Below are 13833 nucleotides of genomic sequence, written 5' to 3'. Positions count from 1 at the left end.
CCCCCAAGCCCCCGCGCATTAGTTTTTCGGTGGGATGCTTACAGACGGCTGCTGATATATCTGTAATAATCTAAAAGTCACCGATAATTGCTGGTTGTCGGTATTGCTGCAAGTGCGAGATACACCCGATTTCTACAGAGGAAGGGGTTGTAGTGGTAAAATAGGAGAGAGCAGTTTTTAAAGCTTCATTTTTGGCTTTTTTGCGAAATTTTAACCTATAGAGCGATTTTATGGCGACTCCGCCGCCCTGAAACCTATGTTACTCAAAAATCCCCCGAAAATCTCCCCCAATCTGATCAAACAGCTAGAAGCGATCCTCGGTAAAGATGGTGTCATCCGTCGCAAAGATGAATTATTAACCTACGAGTGCGATGGTATCACAGGATACAGACAAAGACCCGCTCTTGTGGTATTGCCTCGCAGCACCGCAGAAATTGCGGCGGTGGTGAAACTCTGTCACGATAACGAGATTGCCTGGGTAGCAAGGGGTGCAGGAACGGGCTTATCGGGAGGGGCGTTACCCTTAGAAGAGGGGATTCTCATCGTTACGGCGCGGATGAATCAGATTCTCAGGGTTGATTTAGATAATCAAAGGGTGGTGGTGCAGCCTGGGGTGATTAATAATTGGGTGACGCAAGCAGTAAGCGGGGCGGGATTTTATTATGCACCGGATCCCTCTAGTCAAATTATCTGCTCGATCGGCGGTAATGTGGCGGAAAATTCCGGCGGGGTTCACTGTTTAAAATACGGTGTCACTACCAATCACGTTATGGGCTTAAAAATCGTCCTTCCCGATGGTTCAATTATCGATGTGGGGGGTGCGGTACCGGAACAACCGGGCTACGATTTAACCGGTTTATTTGTGGGTTCCGAGGGAACTTTAGGCATCGCCACGGAAATCACCCTAAGAATTCTGAAAACTCCGGAATCTATCTGTGTTTTACTGGCTGATTTTACCAGTATCGAGGCGGCGGGCCAAGCGGTGGCGGATATTATTAAATCGGGAATGATTCCGGCGGGGATGGAGATTATGGATAATCTCAGTATCAACGCCGTGGAAGACGTGGTGGCTACCGGCTGTTATCCCCGGGATGCCGAGTCAGTTTTATTAGTGGAATTGGATGGTTTAGGAGTAGAAGTCGCCAGTAATAAACATCGGGTTGCCGAGATTTGCCGTCAAAATGGGGCGAGAAATATCACCACGGCTAATGATGCCGAAACCCGCTTTAAACTCTGGAAGGGCAGAAAAGCAGCTTTTGCGGCGGCGGGGAAAATTAGCCCTAATTATTTTGTCCAAGATGGGGTGATTCCCCGCACTCAATTGGTGTCTGTTCTTCAGGAAATTAAGGCTTTAAGTGAAAAATATGGTTATAAAATCGCCAATGTTTTCCACGCTGGGGATGGCAATTTACACCCGTTGATTCTCTACGATAACAGGGTAGAAGGGGCCTGGGCAGAAGTGGAGGAATTAGGCGGTGAAATTCTCAAACTTTGTGTGCGGGTTGGGGGCAGTTTATCGGGGGAACACGGTATCGGCATCGATAAAAATTGTTATATGCCCGCCATGTTCAACGAGATTGACTTAGAAACTATGGGCTATGTGCGGGATTGCTTTAATCCCAAAGGTTTGGCTAACCCAGGGAAATTATTCCCCACCCCGCGCAGCTGTGGGGAAGCCGCTAATGCGAAAATACAAGGGTTTGCGGGGGTGGATGTGTTTTAGGTTATCGGTAAGTATTGACTGATTACTGATTACAGTCCACCTTGGGGTCCTAGGGGCAGATTGATATTAGAGGGGAAAACTGGGACTTGTCTTTCCAGAAAGCGTTGAGTGATTAATTCTCGGAAAATCTCTAGGTCTTTTCGCCATTGTCCCAGATATTGTTTGAGCAGATTTAATCGATCGCTGCCCTCGGCCAGATTATAGTTAAAGTTGCCGGCAAATAATAGCGCCCCTAAAATTTTGCCATCGGGTAATTGCAATTTTGCCTCGTTAATCGCCACGGATAGCTGAGAGGTTTCTAACTGATAAAGTAGATTGATGCCGGCTTGTAGGGGGGCTGTACCGAAATTGAGCCAGGGACCGGGGGCGAGAAGAGTTTCGGTGATGTATTTTTTAGCGGCATCGGGGCTACTGGGGAGAGGAACAATACTTTTCGGGGCGATATTCAGGGCTTGATATTCGGCTAAAGGGAGTTTATCTAGATATAAACCGACAATTTCTGGCAGTTTCAGGTTCAGGCTATCGGGAGAGTTAATTATCTCCACAAAGGTAATTTTCCGGGGTTGGGCGACGATGCCGATGCCATTTTGAAAATTAACTTGAGCGTAATTGGGATTGAGTACCGGCTGGCCATTTAATTCCCAGTCGGGGGGAACTATTCCCGAATATTTGAGGAAATCAACCGTTAACATGGCGGGATTGAGGCTTTTGGCGGTAATTGCGATGGCAAGTTCTTGTATTTCCCGCAAACTAGCCAGAGCTTGATTGGAGTTATTGTCAGTGGTGGCAATCATCAATTTTCTCCTTTTGGATATTTATCTTTTCTTTCTAAGTGGGTGGGGGTTAAAAATTGTTCAGATATCCCCCTTATTAAGGGGGGATTAAGGGGGGATTAAGGGGGGATCAAAGACAAAATCTATCTTCAATTTAATTGAAACCACTTAAGTAGGTAGGCGTTAAAAGTTGTCAGACACCCCCCTTATCAAGGGGGGCAGGGGGGATCGAACCTAAAATCCATTTTTAATTTAATTATAACCAGCTACTTACTTAGGGTTACAGTTAAATTATTCCGGGTCTCGGTGGCTTAGTTACTAATCAACTCAGACACAGGACAAGAGAGCCATTCTAGATAAGTATTACTCAATTCTTTCACCGCTAATTCATAGAATCTCTGACCGTGTTCGGGAGTTGCTAAAGCAGGATTGGAACCCATACGACCATCGGGGTAATTTTGGCGAAAATTAGCCGCACCGTAAATATCATGACCAGAAGCCACTTTTTCCGATAAAAAGGCATTTTTACGGCTTTCAGGGTAAAGATACTGAGTTAATGCCACTTCGCTCGGTGTAGCGTGGGAACCCTCCTGCTCTCCATACAATTCTTTGGCTAAAAGATAAACTTCTCGCACCATAAACCAATTGGCCACTTGACATTTAACCTCGTTTGTGTTAGGTAAATTGAGGGCATCCAAATGATAATAGGTTTCCGAAAAAGCGGCTTTTAGGGTGGCAATATTGCCCCCGTGACCATTAATGAAGAAAAATTGACGAAAACCGGCTCTAGCTAAACAAGTCACATAGTCGAGGATGACTTGAATCAAAGTGCTAGGACGAAGACTAATTGTACCGGGGAAAGCCGTGTGATGTAGGGCCATACCGACATTTAAGGTGGGTGCTACCATTGCTCGTACCTGTGTCCCTACTCCTTTAGCGATCGCCTCCGCACACAGAGCATCTGTACCAATTAGTCCCGTTGGCCCGTGTTGTTCCGTGGAACCGATAGGAATAATAATTCCCTGAGATTGTTCTAGATAGGATTCCACCTCTAACCAGGTGGATAACTGTAATAACATTCGGCTCTACCCCCCCGAGTGCAGGTTGACCAATTGAGATAAAATTAGGACGAATAATCAAGTATTTTTATGTTAACCCTTGACACCCCCCCCTTGTCGGCGAGTACGGATTTCGTTCCCAATCATCGGATTTTAATCGTTGAAGATGAAGAAGTGATTCGGGATATGATTATTTTGGCTTTGGAAGAAGAAGGTTACGAGGCGCTCGGTGTTAGTGATGGTCGCGCTGCTTTAGAATTGCTGCAAAGTCAAGAATCTAATCACGGTGAGTCTCGGTTTGATTTGGTCGTTTTGGATTTAATGCTACCCCAAATCAACGGTCTTGATATCTGCCGTCTGTTGCGCTATCACGGCAATATTATCCCGATTTTAATCTTAAGTGCCAAGGCCAGCGAAACCGATCGAGTTTTGGGTTTAGAAGTGGGTGCCGATGATTATCTGACTAAACCCTTTAGTATGCGAGAATTAGTCGCTCGTTGTCGCGCTCTCATTCGTCGTCAAGGATTTACTTCCCTCGCTGCCGCTCCCGTGCGAAAATTCCGCGATGTTTTTCTCTATACCCAGGAATGTCGGGTGACGGTGCGACATGAAGAAATTAACCTTTCTCCTAAAGAATTCCGTCTCCTCGACCTATTTATGAGTTATCCGCGCCGAGTTTGGTCAAGAGAGCAGTTAATTGAACAAATTTGGGGACCAGATTTTTTAGGAGATACCAAAACTGTCGATGTTCACATTCGCTGGTTACGCGAAAAACTAGAAATCGATCCCAGTCAACCGGAATACCTGATTACTGTACGCGGTTTCGGTTATCGTTTTGGCTAGGTGAACGATTATATTTTCAAGTTTAGCGATCGCCGCTTTCTGGGATAATGACTATTTTCGCTTTTATTTTGGGAGTAGTTTTAGGTTTGAGTATTTGTTACTGGCAAGTCTCACGCTTAAATAGAGAGTTAAAGCGAACCCTAAGCGCTCTCTCGGATTCGGTGGATTTGTCGGCCTCTTTTCCCGTTACCTCCCTAGTGCGTCGAGAATTACAGTTTCTCTCCCAAAGTCTGCAAGAGCGAGAAAAGAGCTTAGAAATTCAGAAATCCTTGCTAGAACTAGCGCCGATCGCCTATCTTCATATAGATGCCGATAATCAACTGCTCTGGTGTAATCAACAGGCAATTACCCTCTTAAAACTCGATCGCTGGCAGCCAGATCAGGTGCGTCTGCTGCTGGAATTGGTGCGCTCCTACGAATTAGATCAATTAATTCAAGAAACTCGCCAAAAACAGAGTCCACAGGTGCAAACTTGGACTTTTTACCCGACTAATTATCCTGTCAACCCCATTAGCGATCGCCAAGTGATTGCTCCTAAATCGATTGCCTTGAAGGGTTACGGTTATCCCTTGCCAGAAGGTGAAATCGCTGTATTTATCGAAAATAGACAGCCTTTAGTGGAATTATCGCAAAATCGCGAGCGAGCTTTCTCTGACTTAACTCACGAGTTACGCACTCCCTTAACCTCCATTTCTCTCCTTACCGAAGCTTTACAAAAACGCCTCCAAGCTCCCGAAAGACGCTGGTTAGAACAAATGGGGAAAGAAGTGGAGCGTTTGAGTCAATTAGTCTGCGATTGGCTAGAAATCAGTGAATTACAAGCGGATGCGGGGCGATCTTTACAATACCAGATGATTAATCTAGAGGACTTAATCACCGCCGCTTGGCAGACTGTCACCCCAATAGCCGCCCAAAAACAGATTAGCTTAGATTATTCCTCTCCGCTGGATTGGACCGTAGAAGTCGATCACTCTCGTCTGCTGCAAGTTTTCCTGAATCTCTTTGATAATGCCATTAAGTATAGTCCCGATCAGGGAAAAATTCGCCTAGAAATTCGGGAAATATCTGATACTATCGGGGAAAAATGGCTAAAAATTGACGTTATCGACAATGGAAAAGGATTTAACGAAGCGGATCTACCCTACGTTTTTGATCGCCTCTTTCGCGGTGATCCTTCCCGCACCCGTCAAAAACAAAGCACAAAGGATTATAGTACCGGTTTGGGTTTATCGATTGCTAAAGAGATTATTCAAGCCCATGGCGGTTCGATCGTCGCTCAAAATGATCCTAACACCGGGGGCGCTCGCCTACAAGTCACTCTCCCCCGTCAAAAAAAGGAGGTGGGGTGATGGGTGTGGGGTGTGGGGAGAAAAAAATCTGTCAAGTTCTCTAGACAACTGTACAAAATCGAAAATTTTCTTGTTATGACTGTAGAGAAAGAGTAGTTTTATGTTACGCAAATCCGACCGTGAGCCTATCCAAAGAAACCAATCATCGCGATCGCACCTATTTCGCTCGTTCTCTCCAGCGATTGGAACAGGATGTGCTGAGAATGGGAACCTTGGTCGAAGAATCCTTTCGTCTTAGTCATCAATCCCTTTTTGCTAGGGATTTGGAAATGGCGAAAAAAATCGCCCCCCTTGACAAGGAAATCGATCGCTACTACCGTCAAATCGAGTTAGATTGTGCCACTCTCATGACTCTACAGGCTCCCGTAGCCCAAGATTTGCGGCTTTTAAGTGCTTTTATGCAATTAGTGCGCGATTTGGAACGTATCGGCGATTATGCCAAGGATTTGGCCGAAATAGCTCTCAAATTATTCGCCTATACTCCCCACGATTGTATGGGTGAGATCGAGGCTATGTCCCACCATGCTCAGTATATGTTAGCCACGAGCCTTGTTGCTCTGGCCGACCTCGACCAAGAAGCTGGTCCAAAGGTCAAAGAACTAGATAATACGGTCGATCGAGCCTATGATTATCTCTATCACACTCTCGCCCATCAAAGAGATATCAAGGGTGTGGTGGAACCAATCTTGCTGATGGCTTTACTAATCCGTCATCTGGAACGCATGGCCGATCACGCCACCAATATCGCCCAAAGGGTATCTTACATCGTTACCGGACAGAGAGGCTGAGGGTGTGGAAGTTCCTCAGATGATTTCTCTGGAACTCTGGCCCTTGCTTTTAGCCTTTACGACTCAGGGGGTTTAAAATTTCACTTAACCCCTCTCCCAAGAGGGATAAACCCACCACCATCGTGGTCATTGCTAATCCAGGGAATAAAGTCGTCCACCAGATGCCTGTAGATAAATCCGCCAAAGCTTCCTTGAGATCATGACCCCATTCCGGCACTTCTTCTGGTAATCCTAAGCCTAAAAAGCCTAAACCGCCTAAAACCAGGATCGCATCCGCTGCGTTGAGGGTAAACAGAACTGGGACACTCTGGACGACGTTAAAGAAAAGATATTTTGATAATATACGACCCGGTGTAGCTCCGATCGCTCGTGCCGCTTCGATAAATAACTCATTTTTAACGCTGGCGGTTTGATTTCTGACCACGCGAAAATATTGGGGAATATAGGCAATACTAACAGCGATCGCTACATTGAGGATACCACGACCCAAGACGAAAGCGAGAGCCACCGATAATAATAACCCCGGCAAGGTGTAGAGGGTATCCATGATAAAGAGGAGAACTCGATCGATTTTACCCCCCAAATAACCGCTAATTAACCCCAAAGGAACCCCGATGACTAAAGATAATCCTGTGGCCAAAAATACCACGGACAAGGCCGCTCGCGCCCCGAATAGGGTACGGGAAAAGACATCATAACCGCGCACATTCGTCCCGAACCAATGGGCGGAACTGGGGGCTTGTAGGGGATAATTGCTTAAAATGTCGGTTGGATCCTGAATCATGCCGATCGCTTGCAGAAGGGGCGAAAACAGGGCAATCAGGATAAAAATAATTGTCAATACCAACCCAACCCCTAGTAGTTTAGTGGTTAGGTTGGGTTTCAGAAAAGGATCGATCGGCAATTTAACAGGAGTCATCGACAAAATTTAGCCATTGCATAGAACGCTAATTGTACAAGAGCAGTGTTTTTTCAAACAGCCGGGGCCGAAACGACCATAAACCAGAGCAAGACTGCTAAAGCTAAAACAGTTAGTTTAATCAGGACATAAAGCAGTCCGTTGGGATAAAGGAGATCGTGAAACATATTGCCTCCTCGGGAGAGAGTAGCGATTGTCCCTCTCTATCTTTGATCCTAAGTCTTTTTCTGTTCACCTGACGCACAACTTAACAAAACGTGCGATTATAGGGGAAAAGATTTTTTTTACTAGCTATGGCATTACTGACCACAGGAAAACCATTTATTCGCGATCTGGAACAATACGGTGCTTTAGGCGTTTACGCACCCTTAGAAGGGGGTTACGAGGGACGCTATCAAAGACGTTTACGGGCCACTGGTTACAATGTCCTGCATATCACCGCTAGGGGTCTAGGGGATTTAAGTGCCTATCTTACCGGCATTCATGGAGTCCGTCCCCCCCATTTAGGTAAAAAAAATATTGGTCGGGAAGCAGCCGTGGGACCAGTTTATTTTATTCCTCCCATTGCTACCTATCAATTAGAAAATTTACCCCCCAAATCTAAAGGTTTAGTGATTTGGATTATTGAAAGTTTTGTTTTGTCCTCGGAAGAAAAACAATACTTAATTAATCTTAGTCAACAGGAACCCCGGTTAAAATTTGTCCTCGAATTGGGTGGGGAAAGATATTTCCGTTGGCAACCTTTGAGCAAATCTTTAATCGCTGCCTAAATTTCCCAAATAACACGGGTACTGAAAGATATCCCCCTCAACCCCTCTCCCCGGAGAGGGAAACTTCAATTCTTGAGAGTTTGTTGTTCCTTTCTCACCCTTGGTAGCTATTTATTTAAGTAGGGAGGCACAATTATTTGTAGGATGGGTTAGCGGTAGCGTAACCCATGCGGGAGTTGGGTTTCATGCTTCAACCCAACCTACGTTCATCTTATATTTAATTGCACCCACCCACTTAATTTTGGCTCTTCGGTTTGTGTTATGCAATGGACAGGGGTTATAAGGGATGTAACCCTTATATAGAAAGGCATTTAGCGATTTTTGTTAATTGTTTTTTGTCTAGAGCGAACTAATCAATTAAATCTCTTGCCAGATAAGGATTTAGTCGATTTATGCCCCCCTATCGAACCATACCAAGTAACGAAGAACTTTAATTTTCTTAATTTCGAGAGTTGGTCTAGGGGAATTTGCAATAATATGGGATATCGTTGCCGCAAAAAACCTAGGAGTTAGATTGTGACAGTAAGAGTTCGTATTGCCCCCAGTCCCACGGGAAATCTACACATTGGAACAGCACGCACAGCCGTGTTTAACTGGCTTTTTGCCCATCATCACCAGGGTAAATTTATCTTGCGCGTGGAAGATACAGATTTAGAACGTTCTCGACCAGAATATACCGAAAATATTCAAGCGGGCCTACAATGGTTAGGACTGAATTGGGATGAAGGTCCTTTTTTTCAAACTCAACGCCTTAATTATTATCGTCAAGCTATTCAAACCCTGCTCGATCGAGGTTTAGCCTATCGTTGTTATTGTACCCCAGAAGAATTGGAAAAAATGCGGGAAGAACAAAAAGCCCGCAATCTTGCCCCCCGTTACGATAATCGTCATCGTTATCTCACCCCCGAACAACAAGCTCAATTCGAGCAAGCGGGGAGAAAAGCAGTAATTCGTTTTATTATTGATGACGATCAAGAAATTATTTGGCAGGATTTAATCCGGGAAAAAGTCATCTGGAAAGGTAGTGATTTAGGGGGGGATATGGTGATCGCTCGTACCTCGGAAAATGCCGAGGAAAACTTCGGTCAGCCTCTCTATAATTTAGCGGTAGTTGTTGATGATATTGATATGGCAATTACCCATGTTATTCGTGGGGAAGATCACATCGCTAATACGGCTAAACAAATTCTTTTATACGAAGCTTTGGGGGCAAAAGTGCCAGAGTTTGCCCACACTCCTTTGATCTTAAATCAGGAGGGTCGCAAGTTATCTAAACGGGATGGAGTCACTTCGATCGATGATTTCCGAAAACTGGGTTTTTTGCCGCAAGCTTTGGTTAATTACATGACTCTACTGGGTTGGACTCCTCCCGATTCCACTGAAGAACTTTTTACCCTTGAAACGGCCGCAGAAGTGTTTAGTTTAGAACGGGTAAATAAAGCGGGGGCAAAATTTGACTGGACGAAATTGGATTGGATTAATAGTCAATATCTTCATCGTTTAACCGGTGAGGAATTAGTGCCTTTACTTCTCCCTTACTGGCAAGAAGCAGGGTATAATTTTGATGCTGAAACCGATCGAGCTTGGTTGATCGATTTGGCTACTCTCATCGGTCCGAGTTTAACTCGTTTAAGCGATGCTGTCGCTGAAAGTCGCTTACTTTTAACCCCTGTGGCGAATTATAATCAGGAGGCTTTGAGTCAATTACAATTAGAGGGAGTTAAGGATATTATCAAGGATATTCTCGCCGCTATTACTCCCGATTTGACTGGAGAAGTTGCTAAGGGTATTGTGGAGACAATAACTAAAGCCCATCGGGTTAAAAAAGGTCTGGTGATGAAGTCTCTACGCGCTGCTTTGATGGGGGAGTTACACGGTCCGGATTTAATGCAGTCTTGGCTACTTCTCAATCAAAAAGGTTGGGATCTATCCCGTCTTCAGCAAGCAGTAAATAGTTAAATTGATCGGCTATCAGTTATCAGAAAATTTCTCGTACATTAGGGTTGACAAATGCCCTAGAATTGCTATATAATTTCTAGTATAATGGGAATCCGTGTCGCCCTGCATACCCTGCTCGTGATCAATTACTGAGGCGATGGGAGCGGATTTTTCCCCTAGCTGTCAGGGACGATCTAGAAACTTTCTTAATTTTTAGGCATTATCCGCAACTTTTCCCTAAATATAGATTTGTTGATCTCCTGACAAAAACCTATGGGTGAAAAAAAACGCATTGGAATTCTCACCAGTGGTGGCGACTGTGCGGGTTTAAATGCCGCCATTCGTGCCGTTGTCCACCATGCCAGTGGCAATTATGGCTGGGAAGTGGTGGGTATTCGAGAAGCAACTAACGGATTAATTAGCCGTCCCCCCAAAACCACGATCTTTGATATTGAAGGGGTTGATCGCCTGTTAGTGATGGGGGGAACAATTCTCGGCACTACCAATAAGGGGGATCCCTTCGCTTTCCCGATGCCGGATGGAACCCTGATCGATCGCTCTCAGGACATCATCGACGGCTATCATAGTCTGGGACTGGATGCCCTGATCGGCATCGGTGGCGATGGTAGTCTGGCGATTTTGCGTCGTATTGCCCAACAGGGAGGCATTAATCTGATCGGTATCCCCAAAACCATCGATAATGATGTGGGAGCTACAGAAGTCTCCATCGGCTTCGATACAGCTACTAATATCGCTACAGAAGCCCTCGATCGCCTCCATTTTACCGCCGCTAGTCATAACCGGGTGATGATTCTAGAAGTTATGGGTAGAGATGCCGGCCATATCGCCCTGGCTGCCGGTATTGCGGGGGGGGCCGATATCATTCTCATTCCCGAAATTCCCTACCGATTAGAGAAGGTCTGCGAGAAGATCCGGCAGCGGCAGCGTATGGATAAACAGTTTTCTCTGATTATTGTCTCCGAGGCTGTGCGTACCGAAACTGGCAATCGCCTAGTGCAAAAGGAAGCCCTAGGGGAAGATCGTCTCGGGGGAATCGGTCGCTATTTAGCCGAAGAAGTTGCCAGGGAAACCGGGGCCGAAACGAGAGTGACTTTCCTGGGCCACATTCAACGGGGGGGCATTCCTTCTCCGATGGATCGCCTACTGGGGGCGGCTTTTGGGGTGGCGGCCGTGGATCTGATCGCCAGGAGGGAATTCGATCGCATGGTGGCCTGGCAAAATCGGCAAGTGGTCAGTGTTCCCATTGAGGAGGCGATTAAAACCTATCGCGTCGTCGATCCCGAAGAAACTTTAGTCAAAACCGCCAGGGGTTTGGGTATTTGTCTAGGGGATTGAGATTAAATCTAGGGGAATCGGTGCGAGAATTAACCCTTAAGTATCGCCCTTTCCCCACCGATTAAAATTACCCCTCAAATAAAGAGGCTCTTCTAGGTTCTGTATGATCAGTTTAACTTACATTATGATCGATCGATCTTTGTGTCCTTTGTGTCTTTGTGGTTCGTTCCACCCCCTCGCTCTTGAGAAATGTATCTTAGAATACATTTTACCCACCAAACCTAGGAGAGCCATAAAGATAAACTCTGATAATTATTTTTCGGCAATTTCGCCAGTAAACCTAAATGATTAATAGTTCGGTTAATGTAGCAGAAAGATTGTTAGAAATCAACGATCTCGATCAAGAATTATTTAATTATTTTCAAGACAAATTACTTGATTCTGAGCAATTATCTCGTACCTTAGTGAGTTTTCAAGGTAATAAGAACCAACCAGTTTATCGCTGGTATAAATATAAAGAGGGTTTTTCCGTTGATCTGATAGTTTATCTTCTAGAAAAATATGGTATCAAACGAGGAAAAATACTAGACCCTTTCGCTGGCAGCGGAACAACTTTGTTTGCGGCGGCAGCCAGGGGTTTATCAGCAGATGGAATAGAACTATTGCCGATTGGACAGGAATTAATTATTACTAGACAAATTTTAGAAAATGGCTTAAATAGTGATGATATACATCGTCTAGAGTATTGGTCTAACCATAGCCTTTGGCAACAGGTAGATGACAAAGTTAAGTTATTAGAATTACCAATTACTCAAGGAGCATATCCCCAAGAAAATCAGGCTTGTATAGAAAGTTACTTAGGTTTGATTGCCCAAGAGAATGAGCGAGTGCAAGCGATCTTAAAACTTGCCTTACTTTCTATTCTCGAATCAATTAGCTATACTAGAAAAGATGGTCAATACCTCCGTTGGGATTATCGTTCTGGTAAACAACAGGGCAAAAATATATTTGACAAAGGAAAAATTTTAGACTTTAAAATTGCCCTACATAGCAAGTTACGAGAAATTCTCGCAGATTTAGAGCCTAGTCAGCAACAATTGGAACTTTTTTCTAGAGATTATCCTCGGGGAAAAATTCAACTATATCAAGGTTCTTGTCTTGAGATTTTGCCAGAGATTTCCTCAGAAAAATACAATTCTATTATTACTTCTCCTCCTTATTGTAATCGCTATGATTATACTCGTATCTACGCTTTGGAATTGGCTCTGTTGGGAATAGATCAACTACAATTAAAACAATTACGTCAACAAATGCTTAGTTGCACTGTTGAAAATAAACCCAAAGAGTTACTAAAAATCAATGAACATTGGTCGCCAGCCATTGCCATAACTGATCGTCAAAAATTATTAGAAAGTATCCTAGGTTATTTAGAGGAATTAAAATCAAGTAAGGCCTTAAATAACCATGGTATTCCTCGGATGATTAGGGGGTATTTTCTGGAAATGTCTTGTCTAATTTATGAATGCTTTCGGGTTATGAAATCCTCCGGTATTTTTTGTATGATTAATGATAACGTTCGCTATGCGGGAGCTAGTATTTCTGTAGATTTAATTTTGTCAAAAATTGCCGAAGAAATTGGATTTAAAGTAGAAAATATTTTAGTAGTTCCTCAGGGAAAAGGTAATAGTAGTCAGCAAATGGGATCTCATGGTAGAGAATCTTTAAGAAAATGTATTTATGTGTGGAGAAAGCCTTAATGGAAAAACCCTATCTCTTGCATTTAAACCAAAGTTGTGATTTGGAGACTACCTATGAAGCTATCCGTTCAGGATTTATTGCTCTAGCCTTAGAAAAAAATCAGAGAGCTACTCCTTTAATTGCAGAAGCAAGAACCTTAAAAATTATTGCCCAAACCGCAAACAATCCTAGAGATTTACTAAACATCCCAGATATTCAAGCGGCTTTATTAACTGCATCGGGAATTTCTGATAAAGCTAAAAATTATTTACATCCCCAAGACAAGGTAGAAGCAATTCAAGAATTAATTGTCAATTTTCTGGAACCTGCGGGGACTAATTTTGTCGAGGAGTTAGTCTATAGATTTCTATTGATTCGGGGTGACACTTTAGGAGGAATAATGAGAAACGCGGGTGGCTCCTTAGCTCAAAGTAAATTTACTCGTTCTCTATTAGCAACTTTAAGAGTAGCAGGGATTGCTTATGATTGGCTCAATTCTAGTAATAATCAATGGCTCTTCGGGAATTGTTATGCAAATAATTAACTTAAAATAAAATTCAATGAGAGTACCTAAGCTCAAAAGTAGCTGAAATTCATACAGGAAAGGACTTAAGGCACAAATAAGTTAATATCAAAAGA

Annotated in this window: 12 protein-coding genes; 9 read left to right on the top strand and 3 right to left on the bottom strand. The window is 44.0% G+C overall.

The features are described 5' to 3' along the window. Window positions 1-256 precede the first annotated feature (256 nt). A complete protein-coding gene (gene glcD, locus IQ224_RS15895) occupies window positions 257-1723 on the top strand; it encodes a glycolate oxidase subunit GlcD (RefSeq protein ID WP_002747534.1) in 1467 nt (488 codons plus the stop codon). A gap of 29 nt (window positions 1724-1752) precedes the next feature. Here glcD and IQ224_RS15890 read toward each other — a convergent pair whose 3' ends face one another. Next, a complete protein-coding gene (locus IQ224_RS15890) occupies window positions 1753-2517 on the bottom strand; it encodes a hypothetical protein (protein ID WP_194033192.1) in 765 nt (254 codons plus the stop codon). Between the two features lie 290 nt (window positions 2518-2807). After that, entirely contained in the window at window positions 2808-3575 is a 768-nt protein-coding gene (locus IQ224_RS15885) for a creatininase family protein (RefSeq protein WP_002747615.1), read from the bottom strand. Window positions 3576-3644: 69 nt separating this feature from the next. Here IQ224_RS15885 and IQ224_RS15880 point away from each other — a divergent pair, with 69 nt between their 5' ends. The 3 genes from IQ224_RS15880 to phoU all read left to right on the top strand — a co-directional run bounded on the left by IQ224_RS15880 (window position 3645) and on the right by phoU (window position 6534). After that, window positions 3645-4397, top strand: coding sequence for a response regulator transcription factor (locus IQ224_RS15880; protein ID WP_194033191.1), 753 nt, complete (start codon window positions 3645-3647; stop codon window positions 4395-4397). A 47-nt stretch (window positions 4398-4444) separates the two neighbouring features. Beyond that, window positions 4445-5746 (top strand): cell wall metabolism sensor histidine kinase WalK, encoded by a 1302-nt coding sequence (locus tag IQ224_RS15875; RefSeq protein ID WP_002747617.1) that lies wholly within the window; start codon window positions 4445-4447, stop codon window positions 5744-5746. A gap of 119 nt (window positions 5747-5865) precedes the next feature. Next, complete coding sequence (gene phoU, locus IQ224_RS15870; RefSeq protein WP_194033190.1) at window positions 5866-6534, top strand: phosphate signaling complex protein PhoU; 669 nt, start codon at window positions 5866-5868, stop codon at window positions 6532-6534. A 49-nt stretch (window positions 6535-6583) separates the two neighbouring features. Here the strand turns inward: phoU and IQ224_RS15865 are convergent, their stop codons facing one another. Beyond that, window positions 6584-7453, bottom strand: a complete 870-nt coding sequence (locus IQ224_RS15865; RefSeq protein ID WP_002747619.1) for an ABC transporter permease — start codon at window positions 7451-7453, stop codon at window positions 6584-6586. Between the two features lie 293 nt (window positions 7454-7746). Here IQ224_RS15865 and IQ224_RS15855 point away from each other — a divergent pair, with 293 nt between their 5' ends. The 5 genes from IQ224_RS15855 (at window position 7747) to IQ224_RS15835 (ending at window position 13738) form a co-directional block, all read left to right on the top strand. Beyond that, entirely contained in the window at window positions 7747-8223 is a 477-nt protein-coding gene (locus tag IQ224_RS15855; RefSeq protein WP_002747620.1) for an NAD(P)H-quinone oxidoreductase subunit N, read from the top strand. A 516-nt stretch (window positions 8224-8739) separates the two neighbouring features. Further along, window positions 8740-10182 (top strand): glutamate--tRNA ligase, encoded by a 1443-nt coding sequence (gltX, locus tag IQ224_RS15850; protein WP_194033189.1) that lies wholly within the window; start codon window positions 8740-8742, stop codon window positions 10180-10182. Between the two features lie 252 nt (window positions 10183-10434). Continuing rightward, window positions 10435-11517 (top strand): ATP-dependent 6-phosphofructokinase, encoded by a 1083-nt coding sequence (locus IQ224_RS15845; RefSeq protein WP_002747623.1) that lies wholly within the window; start codon window positions 10435-10437, stop codon window positions 11515-11517. 284 nt (window positions 11518-11801) lie between these two features. Then, window positions 11802-13214 (top strand): DNA methyltransferase, encoded by a 1413-nt coding sequence (locus IQ224_RS15840; protein ID WP_084990105.1) that lies wholly within the window; start codon window positions 11802-11804, stop codon window positions 13212-13214. Continuing rightward, window positions 13214-13738, top strand: a complete 525-nt coding sequence (locus IQ224_RS15835) for a type II restriction endonuclease (protein WP_228036263.1) — start codon at window positions 13214-13216, stop codon at window positions 13736-13738. Before IQ224_RS15840 ends, IQ224_RS15835 begins: the two co-directional genes overlap by 1 nt. Window positions 13739-13833: the final 95 nt, after the last annotated feature.

It is taken from the genome of Microcystis sp. LEGE 00066, assembly GCF_015207925.1.
GTDB lineage: Bacteria > Cyanobacteriota > Cyanobacteriia > Cyanobacteriales > Microcystaceae > Microcystis > Microcystis ichthyoblabe_A.
The sequence above is the reverse complement of the archived record's forward strand: the minus strand, read 5'-3'. Positions and strand labels throughout refer to the sequence as shown.

Bases quoted from the DNA above. Each gene is read 5' to 3' on its own strand.
- glcD (WP_002747534.1), top strand. From the start codon at position 257: ATGTTACTCAAAAATCCCCCGAAAATCTCCCCCAATCTGATCAAACAG.
- IQ224_RS15890 (WP_194033192.1), bottom strand. From the start codon at position 2,517: ATGATTGCCACCACTGACAATAACTCCAATCAAGCTCTGGCTAGTTTG.
- IQ224_RS15885 (WP_002747615.1), bottom strand. From the start codon at position 3,575: ATGTTATTACAGTTATCCACCTGGTTAGAGGTGGAATCCTATCTAGAA.
- IQ224_RS15880 (WP_194033191.1), top strand. From the start codon at position 3,645: ATGTTAACCCTTGACACCCCCCCCTTGTCGGCGAGTACGGATTTCGTT.
- IQ224_RS15875 (WP_002747617.1), top strand. From the start codon at position 4,445: ATGACTATTTTCGCTTTTATTTTGGGAGTAGTTTTAGGTTTGAGTATT.
- IQ224_RS15865 (WP_002747619.1), bottom strand. From the start codon at position 7,453: ATGACTCCTGTTAAATTGCCGATCGATCCTTTTCTGAAACCCAACCTA.
- IQ224_RS15855 (WP_002747620.1), top strand. From the start codon at position 7,747: ATGGCATTACTGACCACAGGAAAACCATTTATTCGCGATCTGGAACAA.
- IQ224_RS15845 (WP_002747623.1), top strand. From the start codon at position 10,435: ATGGGTGAAAAAAAACGCATTGGAATTCTCACCAGTGGTGGCGACTGT.
- IQ224_RS15840 (WP_084990105.1), top strand. From the start codon at position 11,802: ATGATTAATAGTTCGGTTAATGTAGCAGAAAGATTGTTAGAAATCAAC.
- IQ224_RS15835 (WP_228036263.1), top strand. From the start codon at position 13,214: ATGGAAAAACCCTATCTCTTGCATTTAAACCAAAGTTGTGATTTGGAG.